General features: G+C 45.5%; 19 protein-coding genes. 3 read left to right on the top strand and 16 right to left on the bottom strand.

Annotated elements, in window-relative coordinates:
* The first annotated feature begins 13 nt into the window (after positions 1 to 13).
* Positions 14 to 1,735, top strand: coding sequence for a RagB/SusD family nutrient uptake outer membrane protein (locus tag K6V26_RS23935; protein WP_224264079.1), 1,722 nt, complete (start codon positions 14 to 16; stop codon positions 1,733 to 1,735).
* 98 nt (positions 1,736 to 1,833) lie between these two features.
* On the opposite strand, the gene K6V26_RS23930 is transcribed toward K6V26_RS23935, so the two are convergent.
* Entirely contained in the window at positions 1,834 to 2,169 is a 336-nt protein-coding gene (locus K6V26_RS23930; RefSeq protein WP_224264078.1) for a hypothetical protein, read from the bottom strand.
* A gap of 230 nt (positions 2,170 to 2,399) precedes the next feature.
* Positions 2,400 to 2,885, bottom strand: a complete 486-nt coding sequence (locus K6V26_RS23925) for a glucosaminidase domain-containing protein (protein ID WP_224264077.1) — start codon at positions 2,883 to 2,885, stop codon at positions 2,400 to 2,402.
* Between the two features lie 88 nt (positions 2,886 to 2,973).
* On the opposite strand from K6V26_RS23925, the gene K6V26_RS23920 reads away from it, so the two are divergent.
* Positions 2,974 to 3,198: a DUF4248 domain-containing protein gene (locus tag K6V26_RS23920; protein ID WP_044245457.1), complete on the top strand. Its 225-nt coding sequence runs from the start codon at positions 2,974 to 2,976 to the stop codon at positions 3,196 to 3,198.
* Positions 3,199 to 3,212: 14 nt separating this feature from the next.
* Here K6V26_RS23920 and K6V26_RS23915 read toward each other — a convergent pair whose 3' ends face one another.
* The 11 genes from K6V26_RS23915 to K6V26_RS23865 form a co-directional block, all read right to left on the bottom strand.
* Positions 3,213 to 3,662: an HU family DNA-binding protein gene (locus tag K6V26_RS23915; RefSeq protein WP_009860162.1), complete on the bottom strand. Its 450-nt coding sequence runs from the start codon at positions 3,660 to 3,662 to the stop codon at positions 3,213 to 3,215.
* Positions 3,663 to 3,790: 128 nt separating this feature from the next.
* The gene (locus K6V26_RS23910; RefSeq protein ID WP_009860163.1) at positions 3,791 to 4,327 is read right to left on the bottom strand and encodes a hypothetical protein; all 537 of its coding nucleotides are present in this window, start codon (positions 4,325 to 4,327) and stop codon (positions 3,791 to 3,793) included.
* Positions 4,317 to 5,042 carry an ImmA/IrrE family metallo-endopeptidase gene (locus K6V26_RS23905; RefSeq protein ID WP_009860164.1) on the bottom strand — a complete coding sequence of 242 codons (726 nt, stop codon included), beginning with the start codon at positions 5,040 to 5,042 and terminating at the stop codon, positions 4,317 to 4,319. Before K6V26_RS23905 ends, K6V26_RS23910 begins: the two co-directional genes overlap by 11 nt.
* The gene (locus K6V26_RS23900) at positions 5,039 to 5,377 is read right to left on the bottom strand and encodes a helix-turn-helix domain-containing protein (protein ID WP_009860165.1); all 339 of its coding nucleotides are present in this window, start codon (positions 5,375 to 5,377) and stop codon (positions 5,039 to 5,041) included. The genes K6V26_RS23905 and K6V26_RS23900 overlap by 4 nt, the downstream gene beginning before the upstream one ends.
* 260 nt (positions 5,378 to 5,637) lie before the next feature.
* Positions 5,638 to 7,641, bottom strand: a complete 2,004-nt coding sequence (locus K6V26_RS23895) for a DUF3987 domain-containing protein (protein WP_224264076.1) — start codon at positions 7,639 to 7,641, stop codon at positions 5,638 to 5,640.
* A 437-nt stretch (positions 7,642 to 8,078) separates the two neighbouring features.
* Positions 8,079 to 8,441 carry a hypothetical protein gene (locus K6V26_RS23890; protein WP_009860168.1) on the bottom strand — a complete coding sequence of 121 codons (363 nt, stop codon included), beginning with the start codon at positions 8,439 to 8,441 and terminating at the stop codon, positions 8,079 to 8,081.
* A gap of 249 nt (positions 8,442 to 8,690) precedes the next feature.
* Positions 8,691 to 12,641, bottom strand: a complete 3,951-nt coding sequence (locus K6V26_RS23885; protein WP_195437397.1) for a DUF6383 domain-containing protein — start codon at positions 12,639 to 12,641, stop codon at positions 8,691 to 8,693.
* Positions 12,642 to 13,160: 519 nt separating this feature from the next.
* Positions 13,161 to 13,424, bottom strand: a complete 264-nt coding sequence (locus K6V26_RS23880; protein ID WP_195437396.1) for a hypothetical protein — start codon at positions 13,422 to 13,424, stop codon at positions 13,161 to 13,163.
* A gap of 22 nt (positions 13,425 to 13,446) precedes the next feature.
* Positions 13,447 to 13,860, bottom strand: a complete 414-nt coding sequence (locus K6V26_RS23875; protein WP_009860171.1) for a putative toxin-antitoxin system toxin component, PIN family — start codon at positions 13,858 to 13,860, stop codon at positions 13,447 to 13,449.
* On the bottom strand, positions 13,860 to 14,084 hold the full coding sequence (locus K6V26_RS23870) for a hypothetical protein (RefSeq protein ID WP_224264075.1): 225 nt from the start codon (positions 14,082 to 14,084) through the stop codon (positions 13,860 to 13,862). Before K6V26_RS23870 ends, K6V26_RS23875 begins: the two co-directional genes overlap by 1 nt.
* A gap of 133 nt (positions 14,085 to 14,217) precedes the next feature.
* Positions 14,218 to 16,878: a transglutaminase-like domain-containing protein gene (locus K6V26_RS23865; protein ID WP_224264074.1), complete on the bottom strand. Its 2,661-nt coding sequence runs from the start codon at positions 16,876 to 16,878 to the stop codon at positions 14,218 to 14,220.
* A gap of 141 nt (positions 16,879 to 17,019) precedes the next feature.
* On the opposite strand from K6V26_RS23865, the gene K6V26_RS23860 reads away from it, so the two are divergent.
* A complete protein-coding gene (locus K6V26_RS23860; protein WP_009860174.1) occupies positions 17,020 to 18,537 on the top strand; it encodes a potassium/proton antiporter in 1,518 nt (505 codons plus the stop codon).
* Between the two features lie 180 nt (positions 18,538 to 18,717).
* Here K6V26_RS23860 and K6V26_RS23855 read toward each other — a convergent pair whose 3' ends face one another.
* The 3 genes from K6V26_RS23855 to K6V26_RS23845 all read right to left on the bottom strand — a co-directional run bounded on the left by K6V26_RS23855 (position 18,718) and on the right by K6V26_RS23845 (position 24,834).
* Positions 18,718 to 19,935, bottom strand: a complete 1,218-nt coding sequence (locus tag K6V26_RS23855) for a peroxiredoxin family protein (protein WP_224264073.1) — start codon at positions 19,933 to 19,935, stop codon at positions 18,718 to 18,720.
* Positions 19,936 to 20,123: 188 nt separating this feature from the next.
* A complete protein-coding gene (locus K6V26_RS23850; RefSeq protein ID WP_224264072.1) occupies positions 20,124 to 22,322 on the bottom strand; it encodes a glycoside hydrolase family 3 C-terminal domain-containing protein in 2,199 nt (732 codons plus the stop codon).
* 10 nt (positions 22,323 to 22,332) lie between these two features.
* Positions 22,333 to 24,834 (bottom strand): sugar-binding domain-containing protein, encoded by a 2,502-nt coding sequence (locus K6V26_RS23845; protein ID WP_224264071.1) that lies wholly within the window; start codon positions 24,832 to 24,834, stop codon positions 22,333 to 22,335.
* Positions 24,835 to 24,846: the final 12 nt, after the last annotated feature.

Genomic DNA, 24,846 nt, shown 5'->3' with positions numbered 1-24,846 from the left:
AAAGCATAAAACAATGAAAAAGAAAAATATATTTAAAACAGTAATTGTTTCCAGCGTGTTTTTCCTGGGATTGGGCATGAATAGCTGTATCGAACAAACATTTCCCGAAAGTTCTACGGCCACAGCCGATCAGGTAGCCAACTCGCCAGCCGGTATGCAGGCTATGATGAGTGCAATCGTCGGATATATCAACACGTATAATTCCTATGGTCAAGGTTATAACTTCGACTTCGGCTATAGTGCGTTCGGCATAACAAGAGAGACGATGTGCGAAGATTTCTTCGTCTATAATTCAAATTACGATTACTTCAGTTCATTCGGAAAATGTCTGGCATTGGCGGAAAACAGTACAGTAAACAGTCTGTATTACTACTACTACAAATTCCTCAATAACACCAACAACCTGATACGCCTGATCGACCCGGAAACGGCCAGCGAAACAAACAGACAATATCTTGGAGTTGCCAAAACATTCCGGGCTTTAATCTATATGGATATCTCCCGTTTCTTCGAGTACAAGAAAACAGGCATAGCCAAACTGGACAACGAAGCCGAAGCGAATAAGATATACGGCCTGACCGTTCCCATCATCTACGAGAATATAACGGAAAGCGAAGCCCGCGACAACCCCAGGGTCCCTTTCTACACCATGTATGAATATATCCTGAACGATCTCGACGATGCCGAAGAATACCTGAAAGACTACACCCGGCCTGCCAAGAATATGCCGGACCAGACAATCATCTACGGGTTGAAAGCACGCCTATGGCTGGAAATGGGTACGCGTTTCGAAAAATACCCGAATGATTTGTCAGCCCTCACCCAGAACGTCGACCTCGGTGTCAACTCTGCCAAAGATTGTTATGCAAAAGCTGCTGAATATGCCCGCAAAGTCATCTCAAACAGTGGAGCACAACCGTTATCGGAATCGGAATGGTTCGGAGGCAAAAACTATACGGCCGGATTCAATACCATCCAAACCGGTGCCTGGTTATGGGGTTCGATCATGAACCAGGAAAATATCCACAGCACATGGTTGAACTATGCCGGAAATATATGTACCGAACAGACATTCGGTGTAGGCAACTCCACCTACTGGGCTATCCGCACAATCAGCAAGGCCTTATACGATCAAATACCGGATACGGACTGGCGTAAAATTACCTGGATAGCCCCGGATGATGCCGGAAAAGAACCGGGAAATAAATATCGTACCATATTATCCGATGTCAATTTCAAAAAGCTACCAGCTTACACGAACCTGAAGTTCAAACCGAAAGAAGGCAACATGATCGATGCCAACATAGGAGCAACGATCGATTATCTGATGATGCGTGTCGAAGAGATGTACTTCATCGAGGCCGAAGCATTAGCTGCAAGCCAGGGAGTAGCAGCCGGCGTAAATGCCCTCAATAGCTTTATGACTACCTATCGCTATCCGGAATATAATTGCCAGGCGACTACATTGGATGATTTCCGTAAAGAACTCATACTGCAAAAACGGATTGAATTCTGGGGAGAAGGAATCATTTTCTGGGACTACAAACGTTTGGAATTACCTGTTAAAAGAGGATATCCCGGAACCAACGCACCGATAGGCTACCGCATGAATTCTATTGAAGGGTATTGCGCCCCCTGGTTCAATATCTTCTTCAGTAAATTCGAGTCACTTAAAAACACAGCCATCGTTTTGAATCCGGACCCGTCGGCCGTTATTTCAGACTGGACCGAATAAAAGGGATGAAACGTTCTACTTTTGATTAACAGAAAAAATCGAACGCGGAAAACTCATATCGTCCGCGTTCGATTCTTTTTTTAGTCTGCCCCTCTACGTTATCCCCTCATCATCTTCACCAAACAACTCCCTACTGCACACAGCATCAGGGTATATCCGGCCGCGACGGTAAGCTGTTTCCGGAATCTTCCCCGGAATCGTTTCCGTACCCCGAGAGTGTCAACAGGGCCCCAATCGAGGCCAGGACGATTTCTGTACGGTCCGCCCACAAAGCCGTCATCCCCAGTATCACCAGGTAACACACGAGCCACCTCCGGCTGATTATCCGGCATAACCACTTTCTCTTTCTTCTCATCTTTCTCCTTCTTTTTCAGGTTCAACAAAAAGCCCAGCAGGGCTCTGATAAATTGCAGGATTTGTCTTAATTTGTTCATTATTTTAATGTTTATGTTGTTATCAAATGTGAACTATCTAATTATTGACTGGTTGTAACCGGCTCCCCTCTCGAGAGGGGGAAGGGGGTGTGTCATAGTTTCGCCCTATAACTAGCTTTAACACACCCCTTATCCCCTCTCGAGAGGGGAATTGGTTACTCCCGTCACTATAAACTGATAGCTCAATTATTTCTCTAATTGGCACATTGGCATATTATCCCATTAGCACATTATTTTGCCCTTCCCCGCATCCAATCATACATATCCTTTAATGTGATGATCTTCTCGGTTATGGCAATCAGGTTACGGCGGTATAAGTCGCGGTTATCGCCGTTCTGCTCGCTGATATAGGGGCTGTAGGCTATCTCTTTCGCATAGGCTTCGGGCTGGCGGCTGAAACTCCAGGCATGGCGGTAACCGGTGCGGATCAGACGGGCAAAATCGAGGAATGAGAACTCTACACCGGCATAATGACGGAAATAATGCACCCCGCCGGTCCCTTCCACCTTCGCCCGCTCGCCATGCCAATAGCCGTTGGATGCCCCGTACCCCATGATACCGAAATAGTTATGATGTTCCCTGGCCAAATGTGAAGTACCCCAACCGCTTTCGAGCGCACCCTGTGCCAGGATTACTACCAGGTTCATGTCATAGGTTCCACCCGCCTTCTCGGCTGCCGGCAGACATGTCTGCAAATACTGTATCTGTTTATCCATTTTATATGATATTAGTTATTGTTTTATTTGAATATGTACGTAATAATTCGTATCTTTATTGATATATAAACCTTAAAATACATGCCGTATGGAAAATTCATTCAATCAGAACAGAGTATGGGGATGGGGCGAGCTTGCCCTGCAATACTTTCCCAATATTTCACAGAAAAGTGCCACGATGCAATTGTTGAAATGGGTCCGCGTAAGCAGGACACTCGTCGACCAACTGGAAGAATCAGGCTGGCATCCGGGAAAGAAATACCTCACTCCCCGACAAAAGGACTATATCGTCCAGCACCTGGGTGAGCCGTAAAAACGGCCGGCAGGCTATTCGATCTCCGGGCGGTCTCCACCACCGCCTTCCTCCCCTTTTCCTTCCTCCGACGGATCAGGAATCTTTTCGAAACTGAAATTGGCCACCGCTTCACGCAACACCTTGCCGGGACGGAAAACGATCCGTTTACTTTTGATCAGCGACTGGTTGAATTCCTTTTTCGTAGCCGTCCCGCTACTGCCGAACTGCAACTGGAAATTTCCCAGTTCGCCCACCTGTACCACCTCGCCTTTACCCAGGCTGCGCTTCATCACCTCGATCAACGAATCGAGTATCAACCGCACGTCACCCGGCGAAGCGGTAGACGAAAGTGAAATCAGGTCGCACAACTCATACATGTCGCACGTTCCCGTCGCCTTTGCGTTGGCATAATACAACTTACTCCCTTCCACTGCATCTTTACGCAAGTCCTTGCGCAATACCAATGTGTACTTTGCTGGCATAATCTTCTTTGTTTTTAATTAAACACCTTGTTTATAATCACATAACAAAGATACAACCGCCCGACCCGGACGAACGGAAAGCCGAAGAAGGAGGGGGAAGGAATGGAAAGATAAAGAACAAAAGAGAGTTATAAAGAAAAAACTTCCGCACGAGGCATATACAAAGACAATTTAGAAACCGGCAACTTACTGCCTTGCCGCAATACATCTGCGATAAACCGATCGCACGCCTGTTCGGTCATCACTTTTCGATGGCAGGCCAGATACAATAAATCCATGGTTGAAAGATAAGTGATCCGGTTTTGTTCACAATAGCTTTTAATATCACGCAAATTACTACTAGCCAGGACATTCGGATGATACTTACAGTATACCATAGAAGCGCTTTCTCCCACTCCCAGTGTTTTAATCAGCATATTATATTCATAAATCATTTCATAATTCGGGTTCCAGCCAATCACTTCGATATTCTTAAGTATACGAATATGGTTGTTCAGCTGCGTACAAGTCTGCGGATGCCTCCTTAACTCCCTATCCAACACAATATCCAGAATGGCAAATTGATAAGCCGGCAGAATATCCGGCAACAACGACAAGCACCCCCCCTTTATAAAATGGATAACCACATCCGCATCTAATAATATTTTTACCTTCTCACTCTTCATCGCCTATCCCAAGATTTATACCAATCTTAGACAATAATTCACGATAATGCCCTTCGGAAATCTTCTCACCGTCAAAGAGTCTGCGGGCCTTATCCCCATAATCACCAATAAACAGATTTTCATTGCCCGGACGATAAAGGGCAAGATCCGAATAGCCATATTCGAGTGCAGAACGAAGCACCGGTATAACCTTCATTTTCTCATACTGCTCCGCGGACAACAGGGACAAAGCACGCAGCCTGACAAGCATGGCCGAACGCGAAACAGAAAAATAATGCTCCAGTTTCAGAACCGTGGAACACGATATTTGCTTATTCCACAATTCCTCTTCCGGTATCATCGCACGGATCCCCATCTCCGGCATCAACAAAACAGAAGCAAAATAATCAGCCTCCACCTCCCGGGGGTCTTTGTTTATACCCGGATTGCAAGCATGCACTTCATGGTTTTCCTGCACAAACAAATGATAAAACTCATGAGCAATAGTAAAATGCTGGCGGCCACGCGGATGATTGGAATTAACAAGAATAAATTTATACTTGTCCGTCTTCAAGCACATTCCCGAAAAATTATCCGACAGGGGCTGATACTGCGTCAAAATATTCAAACGGCGCAAGACCTGCTTGATATAGATCGGTTCCACCGGATCTAGTCCGTTTTCCCGACGGAATTCAAACGCGCGGTACTCTAACAGAGAAATTACGTCTTTCTTCATTTTTCCGCTTCAATTGTACACATTTTCAAATAACTTTTCACCACATCTTTAAAAGCCGAAACTGCCTTCAGATCCGCCACCGACAAATCCGCTATACGAAAAGCACACGCCAAAGATTCTTTTCGACGACTTTCATCTGTTTCAAAAAAGACATTGCCATCAACGCCATACAAGTCCGCCAGCTTTTCAAGCACATGATACGGTGCCTCCCGCGCCCCTAATTCATAATTAGACAAAGTACCTCTTTCTACACCTAAAAATTCAGCGACCTGAGCTTGTGTCAGCCTATTAGCTTCTCTGATTTCTTTTAGATTTCTTCCGACTATTTGTTTCATAATCTTTACATATTAACGTTGCAAATATCGATATAAATCATCTTAAAATCTAATTTTGCAACATGTTTAACATTATCTATCGACTCTATTTTTACCCTATACCCCGTCCCTCTCCCCCCTATATCCCGTCCCCCCTCTCCCTATACCTCATCGCACGACAGGGTATAGGGAAAAATGTTGTTTTTCAAAGGGAGATGTTTTCAAAAGGACAAAACGGCCAATTTGGCCACCGCCACAATTTGGACATGGAGGGAGACAGGTCAAGCAGCCGGAGGGGTGTTCTTGCGATAAACGCCGGGAGCGATACGGGTGACATAGTGCGGGTCAAGCCGTTTCAAATGACGACGGATACTACGTTCTTTGATGCCGACAGATTCGCCTTGCGTGTATAACTCCGACAGGGTGAACTCTTCCGGCAACTGCTCGAAAAGGCGGCGGAAATAATCGGGACAGGTCAGCTCCGGTATATCGGCAGAAGCAACCAGCTGCGTCATCAACAGGCGGCTATGCGCCAAGCAGACTTCGATGATGGCGAGAGCGGCATGAAAGTGGGCATCGCTGCAAAAAAGCTCGTCCACCCCGTAATCGAGCTTGGCCGCCTCTAAGGCAGTAAAGATCATGCAAAGGCGGTAGGCCATCAGACCGTGGCGCTTCACCGCCCCGAGAAACGACTCGCTGCCGAACAGGTAGGTTTCACGTAACAGCCGGCCGAAATGGTTGTTCAACTCACGCCACAGCTCACCGGTCAGCCGTACCCGCAAAGGCCGTTTACGCAACAATACTGCCATCTCCATCACCTGCTCCGACAAGGCATCGAGATGTTGCTCGTAACGGTCGGCCTCGCCTGCCGACGATACATCCTGCCAGACCGCCGCGCTACGGCAGGTATAGAGCAACAGGCGGCTCGCCAGCCCATTCTCGGCATCGGATATCAAGCGGGAGAACTGCCCCGGCGTACCCGCCAACAAGACTGCCAGACGCGGACGCGGGATACGGATCATCTCGTTGTCGGTCTTGCGCGACGAAGCAACCGGCTCATGGTGGAACGCCTTGCGCAGCAGGTCGTCGAACTGCCCGTAGTCCTGGCGTCCGGCGCTGATCAGCGTGTCGATCTCGCTATCGGCCATCAACCCACCTATCTCGCCATTGTCGGCCAGATGAACCAGCAGCTTAGCCTTGGTGATCTGTGTAGGAATGAAGAAGTAGCAGGTCGAAGCCTTCACCGGGGCATCAGCCACACAGACAACCTGTTTCTTCTGGCGGGCAGCCGCTTTCTTCACTTCCCATTCTTCCAGCTCCTGGCGGTATGCCTCTTCCTTACGTTTCGTTTCAGCTTCGATCAACAGGGCATAGCGGTCTGCCAATCGCCGCATGTCGTTGATGCAGCCTTTCCCATTGCCCGCCGGTGCCACTTCGACGGTGAACAGGTGCGGATATACTTTCTTTCGGTTGTAAACGCCCCATACTCCCGGCAGGCAGGCGCTGAGCACCGTGCAAGCTGCCAGAAGAGCCATGTCGCGTTCACGCGGATCGGTATAGAAACAGATGGCCTTTTCAAACAGCGGAGGCAGATTGGATAGGATCTCCAGAGGCAACAGCGGAGTGCGTTCGCGCAGCTCCTCGCCCGAAATTGTGTCGGTGGCCAAATTGGCCATTTTGTCCTTTTGCCCTTTCGGGCGGGTGGCATATTCTACCTTATTACCCTGATAGGCAGAAGATAACGCCTGACGGATCTCTTCGTCGGCGAAGTCGGGAGCGTGCATCAGGGGGATACAGAAAACGGCTGTTTCATCACACCCGAACCCTCTGCGATTCGCCTCACAGCCGAGGCGGTAGACAGTCTGGTTGCGGTTGCCCTCCACCGCCGGATGGGCACGCAACCAGTCGTGCACAAACAGTTGTGCGGGCAAGACGGAAGCCGTAGTGAACACTTCCGCCTTCGGATCATAGTACGCCTCCGGATCGTTGCTCACGTAGCAGCAACGACTGATATCCTTGCAAGCCCGGTCGCAGAAGATCCCCGCCAACTGCTCGTAGCAAGCAGCCACCGCTGCAAAAGCAGCGGCATGTGCTTCACGGGGGGTATCGACACGGACAAACACCTTCAATCCCTCCCCACCGGGACTGACGAAAAGGGCCAGTGTACAGGCTTGCTGACAGAACAGGGCAGCCAACCCTTTCGGGTTGGCCACATGATCGAAATCAAGCCCCACAATGCCGCTATACTGCTCCAACTGGTTGGCACGGTGCCCACCTCGGAACACACCCGAAGGGGTGAAACCGGGAAGCTGCCCTTTTTGTTTACGGGCTCCCCCTTATCGCCCGCTGCCAGGGAGGCACGATAGGCTGTGATAACAGCCTCCCAACGACGGGTGCGGATCAGGATGATTATTTCTTCCAATGTGCAGGGGACAGAGCCCGGCAGATACAATTTCTCGAAAAAGGAAAGAGTAGGTATTGCATTCATATGCTTTAGATTTTAAGGCCGCGAAGCCAATTAATAATAGCCAAAGGTACAGGCTTCCTTCCGAGAAAACAAGCCTATTAAACGACCGGCTACTTCTATTTACTAATCTTGATTATCAATAATTTAACAGCAAAATCAGAGAGAAATCACCCTTTTAACAGCAAAAAGCGGTCGTTTAATAGGGGGAAGGGGAAGAAATTTATTTTTTTACCCCATAGAACGTTACCGGTTTCCCTACAATAACTCCTGTTCCTCTTCCGAGATATAGTAGTTACGCTGGACGGTACCTAGGGAAACCCCGAAGTCTAAACAATTGCACATCAAGTGGAAGAAACAACCGTCGCGTTCAGCTCCCGAATGTTTTTTCAAGAAACGGTCAATGCGTTTCAATTCTTTCAGTACATCGGCATGGCTGCCTTTGGGAATTACCTGCCGGTCTTCGGGATAGATGACCGTCGCTCCGAGGCGTTCAGACAGGATGGATTTATACTTGGCCAGTTGCCGTTTGTTACTACGCGACAGTGTGCCGCACGATCCGTTCATGCTGCGCAGACGATCAATCTCATCGCAAAGAGCATCCAAGGTCAGCGATGCCATTAGGATTTCTTTTTTTTCATGCTGTTTACTGATATTAAATAACGAAAGCCCCGGCAGAAATAAATCCACCGGAGCTTTGTTTTTTTGCCTGCCGCCGTTCTTCGCAGAGAGACGGCAGAAAGAACTTTATTTCATTACTTTAGTATTAATATCGACCACTTTTTCACCTCTCACAGGTTAATTAGTAGAGACAGACGTATCAATCCGTCTCTACCTCGCAGTCAAAATCTATTGATTATAAATAATTTCTTATTTTACGATTGCTTTAACAGCTGCTTCGCCTTCGACGGCTACGACTACTACACCTGCAGGAGTAGAGATCTGAGCTTCGTCGGATGCAACTACTGTGTTGGCAACAGTCTGACCAAGTACATTCGTGATTACTACGTTCTTACCAGCTGCACCCTTAACAGTTACTACACCGTTACCAGCGATAACGCTGATTGAAGATGTTATAATATCTTCGTTGGCAGTAGCTTCTTCTTCTGTTTCACCCAAGTTGAAGATCTGAGCCTGATTTACCAACTGAGACAATGATGTAGTTCCGTCAATAGCCGTATGATCGCCATTAATATTCTTGCTCTGAGCTAATACAGGAACACCATCCATGATCTGTACCCAACTATTTTCGCTGAATCCGCCGATCTTAGACACTTTATTTTCATCATTGCCTTTAGATTCCAGTAATACATCCTGATGATCATCGTCTGTGTAACGCAAAGAGAATGCATAGTTCTGATGCTTACCATCTAATGTTTTACGATCAATCTTACCATCTGTGAATGCATCATTGAATTTCTTAGCATCGATCACTTTATAATCACCTACAGTAGTAATCAAATCTTTCAACTTCAAATCACCTTTCAAGATGAACAACCATTCTCCAGCAGGCTGAGCGAACGCTGTGTTAGCTTCTTCAGCTGTGATATTCATATGGATACCTTCTACAAATGCCAAACGAGTAAAGTTTCTATAACCGAACTTCTTAGCTTCATCCAACATGTTAATAGAAGTATGCAATTCTACGGAGTCATTCAAGTTAACCAATACGCGACCAGCTACATAACCATTATAGAAGATATGGTGAGTTGCATCTTCTTCATCAGCAACATCCTCAGATGGGAAGTAACCGTGTTTATTTGTATTACACCAGCGACCATCTTTTACGCTATCAGTATCTACCATGAACAAATATTGCGGCATACGAGGATTTGAGCTGATTACAGAATCCACATACAGAGCAGTAGTAAATTTTTCACCTAACGGTTTAACGCCTTCCGCTGTGATACCCAGATACTGGAAGCCCTTGATATAAGAACCTTCCGCAACATTGCTTTGGTTGTTACCATCCTCGAACAAATATTCAGTAGCCTGACTGATACCAGCATTACCTCTCTTACGGAAGATATTGATTACAGTATTCATTTCACCGTTAGTAATATCCAATCCGATAGGCATATACAACGGACGATTTGTCGGAACAAATACAAATGCATCATTTACTGTTTCAGGATCAGTATCCAATGTTACATAAGTCGATTTTGTAGTCTGAGACTTAACACCCAGCTGTTTGAAACCGTTGCCAATGTATAAACGTTCAGGATATTTAGCATAATCATATTCATTCACACTATTCAAAACACCAGTGAATGTAGCCCAACCTTCCTTCTTGAAATCAGCGGTCTTAGTCCAACCTGTTGCATCAACGAATACGTAAGAAGTATCACCGTCAGCAGTCAGCTGGTCTGCCTTGAAATAGAATGTACCCAGTTTAACGTTCTTTCCGTCTACATCTTTCAGATGAGCCATCTGATAATACGGGTTACCTTTTTCGTCATCTTTCACAACAATATATTTCCAGTTATTGTCGATCAAGTTGTTATCACGAACTTTCAAGGTATAAACTGTTCTGCTCAAAGCTGCAACACCTGCTTTTTCGCTACCATAGCCGAAGTTATTTTCAGCCAATACAGCCACTTCGAAATCTTTCCACTGACTATTTTCAACAACCAAATAACCGTCTTTTTCGTTTACATTCAGATATTTGTCATTGTTCAAGCCTTGGTATGTATCTGCTGTAGAATACTTAACGCCCCAAGTTTCATAAGCCAATGCTTCTTTTGTGAAGTTCTTGTAGCCTAATTTACCATTTTCTGTAACTGATTTATCGGTAATCTGATCGAATACCAAAGTATCGCCACAAGAGAATTTCATATCAGGGAACTTACCCACATTGTTAGACTTGATGTTATAATCCTTATGGTTAATGAAGTAATATGTATTTTCACCTGCTTTATACAACTGTCCATGGAAAGCGATATTGCTTTCAGATCCATATTCACGGTTGCGGATTGTCACATACGGAGTCTGGTCAGGACCTATTTCACAAACATCTTGTTCTACTACCCATTGAGTAGCCGGCATGTGTTTGTATTCCTGATAATCATCCTGCTTGTCATACATCAACTGGCCCCACAAGTTCATAACCAAATTCATACCATCTTTACGATAGTCTGTCTTATGAGCTGCATCAACTTTAACCTTGATGAAATACAAACCATTTTCAAGTGTTGCACGCTTCATAGGTGTATAGTCGTGTTTGAATCCCAACTTGATACCCATTTCTGCAATATTATTAGTCAAGACCGGACGACCATATTTCTCTTTTGCATAGTCTTCTTTTCCCACAGCCGTATTTTTAGACTGGCCTACTGTCAAAACAGACTTGTCATCAATACCGCTAGTTTGGTTCATGATCTTTAATGCAACAGGGATATAAGCGTCTTTGTTAAACGGAACGCTTGTCGTAGCAGAAGCTGCACCGGAAACATGAGCTGTAGCGGCATTAACCGTATTATAAAAATCCTTAACAACTGCATCTTTCAACGGAGTATCAGCCCACTTTTTATCGGCTTTCTTATCTTCGGCACCAATGAAAGAAGCATTCAGCGGTTCCAACACCAAGCTGTCAGGAGTCGGATAATAAGAAATCTTCCAATAATAACGAGCTTTCAAAGCTGTCATATTTCCTCCTAACAGAGCATTCAAGCCACCTGTAAAGTTTTTATCATGAACTTGCAATCCACCATGCAATGTCGGTTCCTGTACATTTTCATAAGTCATATCTTCATCTACCATGAAGAATTTGTCATCAGCTTTCTGCAAAACGATAGAATAACCGGCATATTTTTCTGTTGCATAGTTCTTGCTCTTGAATGCTTCAATAGTTGTGTTATGAGCCTTGTAGCTACCAGTAAACAAATCGTTTACAACTGCAGGTGCGCTTTTGAAAAAGACTCTATCTCTTTTTTCTCTATCAGCCGCATTCATCCAAGAGCCATCTGCGTCAATCATTGAATTGATGTCTTCAGCAGTCAAAACACGCACACCGGCATCACGGATTGTCAATGCCAAGAAATCGATGTTTGCCATACGGTCTGTAACCTTATCTTTGGCAATCTTTACAGAAACAATTTCGTCATTATCGTTTCTCACAAGACCCATCACTTCCTGGCCTTCATGGATGTAAGCATATAATTTTACAGATCCAAAACTTTCACCTGTTTTAGAAATATCATCATCGCTATACCACTGCCAAGCACTGATGTCACTCTTGATGATAGATTTTTCTTTATCGATCTTACCGCCAGTTACATCGCTCTTATCATTCAGCTTAACAGCAGCTTGCGGGTCGACTGTACGATCCGGGCAGTTATAAGATAGCATATACCCAGTTTCCTTATTTGTGAAAACATAAGTTTTACCTCTCTGATAACCACCTTTGTCTTGTACTTCGATTTTCCACAAAGAAGAAGTCAATGTCGGGTTTCCTTCCGGTTTTTTACCAGTCGTCAAACTCTTCTGAGGAACAACCTTCAAATACAACTCACCAGTCGTGTAATCGCGAAGCTGAACCAGCACTTCGTCTTCTTCACCGACTTGCAACTGGTACCACTTCTCACTTTCAATTTTGTTTACAGTCCATTTATTGTACTCATCTACGTTAGTATCGTCAGTGCCGAATTTATCAAAAACATCCGACAGGGTCAGTTGAGTACGATAAGCTGTCTCACCACCTACAGGTCCGCTCGGTGTCGCTGTATGGACAGTCCCATAACCGATCCCCTGAACCTGCGCATTCACGGAGAACGCACTTGTCAGCAAAAGGCTGACAGCCAAAGTAGAAAACTTTTTGTTCATAAATCTTTAATTTAATATTAATAATAGTGTTACTTAAAAAGCCTTTTAACCATAGATCCAGGAACGCATCCAAAAGCAAATGACTAGAAAAAACGTTCCTTTTTTCTAGTCATTGTTTTTTGCTCATTTTATCTTTGTGTTCAAAAGGGCGATTTTCGTACTTACTTTGCTATTCTGTTGATAAGAAAGGATATAGGAAAGAAAAAAATATTTTGAAAATGGTTGGAGGATTAAAAGAATGTGGTAACTTTGCTGGCGAGAAAAAAGGAACCTTTCTTTTAGTCATTACTATACATTCGTAATTACACTATAACACAATATATTATCTACTATTTTACATTATAATTATATGTATGGATTTAAACACGCGTACATATATTAATATGCTGATACACAGCATACCTCTTTGTAGGTATTTGGCATGTAAATGTTAAAAAGGTTATTTCAGGCCATTTCAGGCACAAAAAAAGGCCATCGTTAAAAACGATAGCCCTGACTCATTGATCCTATAAAAAGGACTCACAAGCTATTAATCTCTTCTTCGGAAAGGCCCGAAGCTGTTGCGATTTCTTTAATAGGTATTCCCCTTTCTTTCAACGTTAAAGCGAAACCTTTTTTACGACCTTGCTCATAAGCATAGTCAATAATATTCACACAGTCACGATAAAATTTCAATAACTCATCATATTCTAGCTTCTCTTCACGAGTTAAATAAGGACGCTGATCCATTTCCTGAATTCTTTGCAAAGCCCTTTTTTGGCCGGGAAATACTAGTTCTCTCATTTCTATTATAGATTACAAATTATTAATCGTTCCCCAATAGAGCTACAAAAGTATCTATATCAATTAATTCTACTTTGGGAAAATCTATATTCTTCAAAATATCAAAATGATGATCCTGACTGACGATATAAGATGCATTAGCTACAATAGCACAATCAACGAACTTATTATCATCAACATCTGATTGAATTAAATTAAAACGGAAGTGGGCATCAAACTTTAATGTATTCTTACGAGTTATAATCGCCTTAATAACATTTTGAGCTATAACAGGTCCCATCTTTAAAGTAAGTATTTCCTCATATTCTGTCAGTATCTCATTAGTATAACACAATGTATACTTTTCAGCAAAGAAATCTTTCCATACCTTATAATAGCAACCTCTCTTAGACAGAGAAATCAGCAGGCAGTTCGTATCTAAAACTACTCTATCCATTATTTGGTCTTATAAGGTGTACGCATATGCTCATGCTTCCATTCTTCTATTATGGTATTGTTGACTTGGCCATTATCCCATAGCTTATCGATTTCTCTCTCCGCTTTTTGAGCAAAATAATTCGACAACATATCTTTTATTTCGTTCAATGTATCCTCACTCTCAACATATGCCATCAAATCTAATATCTGTAGCTGAGCAGCATTGAAAACAGTTCTTTCCATAATGCCTCCTTTTTATTACTTAACTACAAATATAACAGTTTTTCCATGAAAATGGTGTAAAAGAAAAAATAAACCCCGGCAATCAGAAGGAAATTACTGATTGCTGGGGCTGAATATTTACTTTATAAATGTATTACAACTTATGTATCACCTTCATCAACTGTTCGCCCAAGCCGATGGTGTATCCCTGGGATACGAATACGACACGGTTGAAGGTATCGGCGATGATGAAGATCGGAAGCTGGCTGGCATTCTGTAACTTCATGGCCGATGCGATCTCTTTCTGGATATGACCATCGGCATCGATACCGTATGTGATTGTACCCGGCAGGTCGCCGAACTCTTTCGGATCGAAGTTTTTGTAACCTTTTTCATCCGGGAACAGAAGCACCATGCTACGGCCCCATTCTTCCAGATCTTTCTTCACGGCTGCGATATCGCGCATAGCGTGGTTGGTCGGTTCCTGACGGGCGCCCAGGATGGCTACTACGAAATAACCACGGCCGGTTGTTGCCAGTACGCTGGTTTCTTCACCGTTATCGGCACGTTTGAACTTGTTTTCCGAATTGAAGTTACCGATTACCTGTACTTCGTCGGTGTTCTCACGCATTTCCAGTTTAGTCTCTGTTGTCTTGTCCGGTTCTACGTTGAAGAAAGATACTTCGGCCAGGACGCTACCGTTTGCCATACGGGTTCCGGTTACCATCATATAGTTACCTTCGTCCATCGACAACGGTTTCTTCAACATACTGCTCCAGGTATCGCCAACGCCCATATCTACATTGCCGGTACGTTCGAAGTTCAATGTCTGCAACTTCGCATCCGGAAGAATCTTGGCAATCGTAAAGTGGCTGTAATATTTCGGATCCTGCAAAGCCTTGATCGGGCTGTAGGAAGCGACCACCTTACCTTGTTTGGCTGTAGTCTGAACGGCTGCTTCGAAGTCAACGTCCATCCAGTTGCCATCCTTCATATACTGTACCTTACGGGCTACCGGTTCGATACGTGCCGGGATACCCAGGCTACGGGCAACTGCGACAAAGAAGATATTACGTGAACCCTTATCGGCAATGCGGGCCTTGAACACACCCATCGGCATAACCGGAATACGCTGCGGATTCAATGCATCATTGATTGTGATATTCTTTTTCACCCACTCAACCAGAGCCTGCGGGTCCTCTTTTGCCTGTTTCGCCAGTGCTGCGTCTACATTTGCCTGGAAATAACTACGATACGGAGTAAGGAATTCGTTAGCTACGCGCGGGTTCAATATATAATTATTGAACTGTTCGCTCTTCACTTCTTCCGTATTATTCAGGTGATCTGCCAGAACGGAAGCCGGCGTATCACGGAGGTCTTTAGCCGAAATCACATCCAGTAACGCCATAGCAACCGGACGTTTATCAGCCGGAGTTTCACGCAGGAACTTTTCGATCTCCATCCAGTTACCGCGGCTACCGATCAGAAAGTCAGAAGTCTTCAGCGGGTCGATACCGAGTTCTTTAGCCAATGCTTCGGCTTTTTCTTCGGTATAGAAAGTTGCTACATATTTGTTACGGATAGCATCTTCTTCCAACAGGCGTTTGGCGTTGGCCTCTTTCTGTTCCGGAGTTACTTCGGCAGGGATAGAGCCTTCTACCGGAGGAATAATGTCAAGAGTAACTGCTCCGAGTGCATCCCCCGGTTTCTTATCCAGCTTGATCGTCGCGTCACCTTTTCCAAAAGATACTTTATCGAAACCGAATTTACCGTCTTTGGTTGCCCATACGAACATATCACCTTTACCAGCGGTCAGGAAAGTCTTTCCTTCGGCATCGGTTTTCTTATTGGCTACGGTATAGAACTCTGCATAGTTGTAGATTTTAAATTCCACGTTTGCATCGGGGACAGGGTTACCGTCGGTATCGACTACGGTCACGATGGCTTTGCCTGTCGGTGCGTAGTTGTCGATCACATTGATTTCTGTGTAACCGTCTGTTTCAAGCATTACTTCTTCCGGACCGTTATATTTGCCGAATACCTTCGTGTGCATCAGCATACCCCGGTAAGCCGGACCGTTAAACCATCCCAGATTCAGGACCGGTTCCGGTTCGCAGGCACCCAGGAAATACCATTTGCCGTTCACCCAGGCTTCTACCCAGGCATGATTGTCGTCGGTATGTGCCCAACGCGGGGTATATACCTGGCGTGCAGGGATACCTACCGAACGAAGCGCAGCCACCGTAAAGGTAGACTCCTCACCGCAACGGCCGTAAGCTGTCTTTACAGAAGCCAACGGGGAGCTGGTACGGGCATCGGAAGGCGTATAAATTACCTTTTCATGACACCAGTGGTTTACTTCCAGCACGGCATCGTATAAGGACATGCCTTTCACACGGTCTTTCAGTTCGTCGAAGAAGACCATACGGCTTTCGTCCAGGTTCTCATTGTTTACACGGATAGGAAGAACAAAATGACGGAAGATGTCTTCAGGGATACTGTCACCCCACGGCATTTCCTGCTTTGCCTGGAAAGAACTGCGGATATTATCCAGGTAAAGTTTTCCATCATAGTCGGTAATGTCGCCGATCGGCATATAGGCGTACAGGAATGTAAGTGCCTCTTTTTCTTCCGGCGTCATTTGTTGATTGAAAACTGCAAACAGATCTCCGTCAGGCAGGGCTGCCTGTTTGGCCTGGAAATCTTTCTCTACTTCGGCTCTGAATGCGTTGTCAGAGATGAAGTGCTTCTCTTTGTTACACGCCGTCCCTATCAGGAGAGCGAACAATAATACGAATAAATGTGTTTTATGCATAGTGTTTATTTTACGCCGGCAAATATACGTAATATATTCATTAATCAGTATATAAGCTTGTTTTTTCGGCATTCGAACCATTGTAGTTTCAGTTTTTTTTCGTTATTTTGAAAGATAATTTAGAGTAAACCGTTTCCGCTTATGTTCCACGACTTAGACATTTTACATAATGCGGAGGGAATCTTGTTGATTGCTTCCGTCATTCTTTTTTTCAGTATTTTCGCCGGTAAGGCAGGTTATCGTTTCGGACTCCCCGCCTTGTTATTATTCCTGGGAGTCGGTATGTTGTTCGGCAGTGACGGACTGGGTATCCAGTTCAGTAATCCCAATGCGGCACAGTTTATCGGTATGCTGGCTTTGAGTATCATCCTGTTCTCAGGTGGTATGGACACGAAGATATCAGAAGTAAAACCGATTGCTCCACAAGGGGTTATACTTGCGACGATCGGGGTATTGGCTACCACCTTTATAACGGGTGGTTTCATCTATTACTTGTCCAAACTGGTCACCGGCTACGAGACGCTGACACTTCCGGAGTCGCTGTTGATGGCGGCCGTCATGTCGTCAACCGATTCGGCTTCCGTATTCTCTATCCTGCGAAGCAAAGGGGTGTACCTGAAAGAACGGCTTCGTCCGACATTGGAGTTGGAAAGTGGTAGTAACGACCCGATGGCGTATATGCTGACTTTGTTACTGATCGCTTATATCCAGACGGCAGGGATGAACCTGGCTGATGCTGCCTTATCGCTGGTTATCCAGCTGTCAGTGGGTGCTATTGCCGGTTTTCTGTTAGGAAAGATAGCTGTATTTATCATTAACAAGATAGATATCGACAACGAATCGTTGTATCCGATCCTGCTGTTGGCTACTGCATTCTTTACTTTTGCCGCCACTACACTATGTAAAGGAAACGGCTACCTGGCCGTATATATAGCCGGCTTGGTGGTAGGAAATGCCAAGATTGTACATAAAAAGAGTATCGGTACGTTCTTCGACGGTTTTGCCTGGTTATGGCAGATCGTGATGTTCCTTACGCTCGGATTGCTTGTCAACCCGCACGAACTGCTGCCGGTGGCCCCCATCGGGTTAACGATCGGTATCTTCATGATTATCTTCGCCCGTCCGATCAGCGTGTTCCTTTGCCTGATTCCTTATAAAAACTTCTCCTTTAAAGGAAAGTTGTATATATCGTGGGTAGGTTTGCGCGGTGCCGTACCGATCATCTTCGCCACTTACCCGATGATTGCGGGAATAGAACACGCCGGACTGATATTCAATGTGGTATTCTTTATCACCATCCTTTCGTTGCTGATACAAGGCACTACCGTAACACAGGCTGCCAAATGGCTGGATATGATCGACGAACCGGAACGAAAAGATGTATTCGGTATCGAACTTCCGGAAGGCATCAAGAGTGCGATGAGTGAAATCGACATCACTCCGGAAGTGCTTACGCATGGGAATAAACTGATGGAACTCACCCTGCCCGACCATACGCTGGCGGTTATGGTGATGCGCGACGGACGTTATTTCATCCCTAAAGGGAATACAGTCCTTATGGAAAACGATAAGTTACTGATGATCTCCGATAATGACGAAGCGTTGCTCCAGGCTTATGAGGCACTGGGGATTACGGACTATACGCTGACAAAGAATTAATATTACTATAATCTGAATCTTCGTTTCTCCCGAGGAAACCCTTGTTTCTTGCGGGAGAAACTTTTGTTTCCCGCCAAAGAAACTTTTGTTTCACCTGGAGAAAATAGGTGAAACACCCGGAGAGGTATTGAACAACTTCCTGAAGACGTTTTCTCGTTCTCGAGTACTTTTTCAATGACACTAGTTCGATTTTAATAGCTCATCTATTGCTTGGGTTATTTCTTTCCCGGTATGTTCCAGATTATAACCTTTTATGATTCGTTTTATAACTCTGTTCTCATCCAGTATGAAGAAAAAAGGAACGCCTCGGTCGCCATTCAGATAAGTATTCACTATTTCATCGTTACCGGCAAGAAACAAGTAGTTTATATGTTGCCTATTTGCATAATTCTGAAGTGACGGCATTTTCCGATTCCAGATTTCAACGGCAAGAACCGTCAGTTGTTCTGCGCTGTATGTCTCTTTCAATTTATTCAGGAAAGGGATAGAAGCTGCGCAAGGGCCGTAACCGATTCCGGTAAATTCCATTACAATGACTTTGCTACTCAGGTCGAACAATGAGACTTGCAGATCTTTGGTATCCGTTAAAGTCCAATCGGGAGCTTTTTGACCAGTAATATTTACCTCTGGCTTGGTGTCATATTTCTTGCCATATTCTCTGACCTCGTAATCTGCCGGGATGTAGTCGGAGGCAGTAATTCCTTTAGCGCTCAGTGTATTAAACTGGCCTTCTATATAAGTATATTCAGTTATGTTATGTGACATTTCTCTTCTGACCTTGTAGGGTAAATTATCCGATTTACGGATGTGTACCTCATATATGGAAGTCGGGTCTTGGTAGAACGGCGGCTTGGGAAGATGGTAAGGTCGTCCGAAAAATTCAACTTGTACATCTTCGTTAATAACCAAACTAAGCAGATATTCATCTCCGCAATCTTTCATGTCCACGGAGATACTGTCCTGGGTTGTCAGCACATATTTAATAATATTCTTCGCATAGTTGAAATAAGGAGTTCCTACGCCTACCAGTCTGAAAGGCAGGTTTCTGCGAGTAAAATCATCAACCATAACTCCGTGTTTGTCATGGTAAAAGGATAGACGTACATACCCATCATAACAGGAACTTATTTGCTTTTTCTCAGCATCCGAATAGTCCGTATAACTGGCACCTACCGCAGTGTCTGCCGGATTATCATATTCTTCTACAAATGTATAGACAGAATAGCCCGGTATTGTGTCGCCCGGTTCCCAAGCTTCACTCTGCAAACGGTAAGTAGCCGTTTTTATCTTCTCCAAATTATCTAATACTTTTCTTAAGTATTCACTCCTGTCTTCCGTTCCGTTCCCCGTCATTACTGCTGACAAAAAGAGAACGATAAATAACAATTTTGTTCTCATGGTATAATTATTAATACTATATGTTCTCTACTACGATATGTACGCAAATATACGACAACATCGTATTTACATGATAAATAAACAATTAAATTATATTAAACAAGGAATATTACGTAGTTATCCATAACAAAAAAGCCTGTAACCAATAATACGGCTACAGACCCTTTCTTTAATTAACAGGCTGAATACTAACGGACTTCAATAGAAGTATCAGCCTTTATATCATGGGCAGAAGTAGCCAGGTTCAATATGAAAGTACCCGGCTCTACCACAAACTGTTTCTGTGCTTCACTATAAAATGCCAGAGAACTTATCGGGATATCGATCTCGACCTGCTTACTTTCACCAGCTTTCAGGAATACCTTTTTAAAGCCTTTCAATTCTTTTACCGGACGCATAACGGAACATTCCGGGTCGCTTACATAAAGCTGGGCAACCTCTGCCCCATCTCTTTTCCCGGTATTAGTCAGAGTGAAAGTTACTTTGACCGTTTCATCCGGTCCGTAGCTTTTCTTATCGGTAGATAAACCGGCAAAAGAAAAGTCCGTATAAGACAATCCATATCCGAAGGGATAAACAACCGGTAACTGTTTCGTGTCATACCAACGATAACCGACCAGGATATCTTCCTCATATTTTACTTTCAGGTCTCTTCCCGGGAAATTACCCAAAGCGACATCGGGTGACTGCTCTAATGTAACAGGTGTCGTAAACGGCATTTTGCCACTGGGATTTACCTTTCCGGTGATAGCATCTACCAAAGCGTTACCGCCTTCCATACCGTTATACCACGCCCACAAAATCGAAGGCGCACAAATATCCAATGCCGCCATATTGACCGGCGAGCCGGCAACAATCACCACAATCGTTCTGGGGTTGGCTTTCACGACCTCCTGAATCAGCTGGACCTGCCCGTAAGGAAGTTCCATATATTGGCGGTCAGATGATTCCGTGTCATAGTCATGATTCAAACCACCTATAACGATAGCTACATCACTATTGCGTGCAGTCTCCACCGCCTCTTTCAACAATTCTTCATTCAACTGGTTGCCATCGGTAAAGCTCCCGGCGTTTTGTCCGTTATTGCTTCCCTCGATAAAGGTGGAAAGTTTTTCATATCCTTGTGCGTAGTTGACCTTTACACGGTCGCCCAACTTTGTGCGGATTGCTTCCAGCGGAGTTATTTCATATAAAGCCTTGATCTCCGAACTCAATCCGCCGTTCGAATGTTTACGGGTGGCATTATCACCAATTACGGCAATGCTTTTAACAGAAGAGACGTCCAGCGGTAACAAATCTTCCTTGTTCTTTAACAATACAATGGCTTCGGCAGCAGCCTGATAAGCGGCCTGCTGGTGTTCCGGCGTATTGATGGAACCCTGGTTAAAACGTTTCTTCGGGTCCAGAATCTTTGTCTTGATCATTACACGAAGTACATTTCCGACCTTTTCATCTACCAGGCTTTCGGGTATCTCTCCCTTTTTAACCGCTTCGATCAAAGGATTGGCAAAATACCAGTCATCGTAGTTTTCGATATTGGTACCCATTTCCAGGTCGAGACCGGCAATTGCTGATTTGACCGTACTATGCGCAGCACCCCAGTCGGTAACATAAACGCCTTTAAATCCCCATTCGTCGCGAAGAATATCACGGGCCAGATATTTATTTTCAGCACACCAATCACCCAGATACTTATTATAGGCAGCCATCACAGTCAGAGCACCGCCTTCCTGTACAGCCGCTTTGAAGGCCGGCAAATAGATTTCACGAAGGGCACGCTCGCTACATTCTACCTCAACGGTCGTCCGGTTCGTTTCCTGGTTATTCAGGGCAAAATGTTTCACGCTGCAAGCGACATCACGGCTCTGCAATCCTTGAATATACTGAACAGCCAGAACCGAGTTCAGATAAGGATCTTCACTCATATATTCGAAGTTACGTCCGCACAACGGGCTACGGATGATATTTACACCGGGGCCGAGCAAGACGTCTTTCTTACGCCACCGGGCTTCTTCCCCCAACACTTCTCCCCGGTAATAGGCCAGTTCCGGATTCCAGGCGGCTGCAAAGGCAGTACCGGTTGGGAAATAGGTGGACGAGTCGGTCGTCCAGTTGGCATAGCCCCAGTCGTGCCGGTTGATTTCCGCGCGGACCCCGTGCGGACCGTCACTCAGGCTCCATTCGGGAATGCCCAGGCGTTTAATCTCCGAGACGTAGAATTTAGAGTTCCCGTGTAACAAACTAACCTTTTCTTCCAATGTCATCTTACGGACCAGCTTCTCAATCCGTTTCTCGATCTGCTGATCGTCTTTATCTGAGGGCTGTGCACCCGATACCGCAGCGGTCATACAAAAGGAAAGCACAGCCATAGTTATCAGTTTCTTCATGTTTACTAATTTATTGAACTTTAATCTCTGTTACGGCATCCGGCAATCCGTCGGCTGTCGCTTTTACACGGATAACGCCTTTCCTGCCTGTGTTCTGCACCACGACAAGGGCTTTTCCATAGAAAGCATTCCGCTCCGGTTTCTTCAAACTGTTCGGATCATTCTGGTCACCGTTATCAGTTCCTGCGATAAAACCGTCACCTTCTACGGAAAAACGGAGCAGGTTATTCGCACGGGGAACCAGGTTTCCTTCTTTATCCCTTACCTCAACGGTTATGAAGGAAAGGTCTGTGCCGTCCGCCTGTATAACGGAACGATCAGGAATCAATGTCAGCTGAGCCGCTTCGCCCGCAGTATGGATTTCCTGCGCCAGGACTTCCTGACCAGCTTTGCGGGATACGGCTTTCAGTGTACCCGGTGTGAACGGTACGCGCCAGGAGACATGGAACGTACTATCGTTTTTACTCCTTGCCCCCAGACTCTTTCCGTTCAGGAAGAGTTCCACTTCGTCCGCCTGGTTATAATAGGCCCAGATATCCACCATCTCCCCTTCCTTCCAGTTCCAGTGCGGGAACAGGTGCAAAGTCGGCTGGTCGGTCCATTCACTCCGGTACATATAATAGACATCTTTCGGGAACCCGGCCAGGTCTACAACGCCGAAGAAACTGCTGCGGCTCGGCCACCAGTAAGGAGTCGGTTCGCCCAAATAATCAAAACCAGTCCAGATAAACATACCGGAGGCATACGGCAAGCGTTTCACTTCGTACCAGGTCACTTCGTGCGTAGAGCCCCAAGGGACATGGCAGTTATCATACGAAGAACACAGGTGTTCCGGACGGTCGAAAGGTTTATCCCATGACTCAGGCCAGATATACATTTCGTCGGACGGCATCTGATAATAGCCGCGTGTCATCAATGCCGAAGTCGATTCACTGACGATCAGCTTCTTTCCGGGATAGACCTGCGGGAAAGGTGCAAAATCCTTTTCATGATAGTTGAACCCGTAGACATCGAGCGCCCCGGAACGGAACAGATGGTTGGTGGGATCTACACCGTTATTTCCGGCCGTTACCGGACGGGTAGTATCGAGCTTCCTGACAATATCGGCCAAAGCAATCGTAATCAGCGACTGTACACTCATCGTGCTGTCTTCCAACAAAGCCGGGTCGATCTTATGGCCGGCATTCAGTATCAGGTTCGCCTCCTGCAAGCTCAATGTATCGGCATCGGCATGCGACCACTGTTCGAGTACTTCATTACCAATACTCCACATAAAGACGGAAGCATGGTTACGGTCGCGTTTGATCTGGTCCGTCAGGTCACGTTCATGCCATTCGTCGAAATACTGCGCATAATCGTAAGGCGATTTACGTTTTCTCCACATGTCGAACGATTCATCCTGTACCAGCAACCCCATCTCGTCGCAAAGTTCGAGCAACTCAGGAGCAGGTGGGTTATGGCTTGTACGGATCGCATTGACACCCATCTCCTTCATGATCTGTAACTGGCGTTCGATTGCTCGTTTATTGACAGCTGTTCCCAGGCAGCCCAGATCATGATGCAGGCAAACGCCGAGCACTTTGGTCGGCTCCCCGTTCAGATAAAAGCCGGTCGCTTCATCCCAACGGAAAGTACGGATACCAAAGGTCGTTTCATACCAGTCGGTCAACTGACCGCCGGATCTTACTTCAGTGATTGCCGTATATAATGCCGGATTCCGGGTACCCCACAGTTCAGGATTCTTTACTTCAATTGTCTGGCTGAACGATTTAGTCCCGTCTTCCGGTAGTCCGGCAGGTTGCGTAACCTGGACTACGACGTTCCCGGAAGGGTCTTTCACGATTGTTGTATATTCGGCGGAAACGGGGGTGGCCTCATTATTCTTCAATGTCGTTTCAATCACCACTGTTGCCTTATCCTGAGTGACTTCCGGAGTTGTTATATTTGTCCCGTAATGATCCACATGGACCTGTCCGGTCTTCACCAGCCAGACATTACGGTAAATACCCGATCCTGAATACCAGCGGGAGTTGGGCTGTTGCGAATTATCCGCCTGCACAACCAGTACGTTTTCCTCCTGTCCGTATTTCAGATAGGGGGTCAGGTCGTAACGGAACGAAACGTATCCGTTCGGACGGAAACCCAGCAGATGACCGTTCAACCATACTTTACTGCAACGGTAAACACCGTCGAAATCAATATAAATCTTCTTCCCCCGGTCAGTCTCCGGCATGTTAAAATGCTTCCGGTACCATCCCATACCACCGGGCAAAGCCCCACCACCGGGTGTTGCCGGATTCTCTTTGGAAAAATCGGTTTCGATACTCCAGTCATGCGGTAGGTTCAGTGAGCGCCAGCCCGAATCATCTGCATCGGGAGCGGAGACATCTGCCTGGTTATCGGTCAGGGAGAACAACCAGTCATGATTGAAAGAAACTCTTTCCCGCCCCTGCGGGCCGGCCGAACAGGCCGCCAGCAACAGGCTCAGGAATACAATTCCTATTTGTTTCATACGCTATAGTTT

The organism is Parabacteroides goldsteinii (assembly GCF_020091425.1).
Classification (GTDB): domain Bacteria; phylum Bacteroidota; class Bacteroidia; order Bacteroidales; family Tannerellaceae; genus Parabacteroides; species Parabacteroides goldsteinii.
Note: the sequence above shows the minus strand (reverse complement) of the source record. Positions and strands in the feature narration are given on the sequence as shown.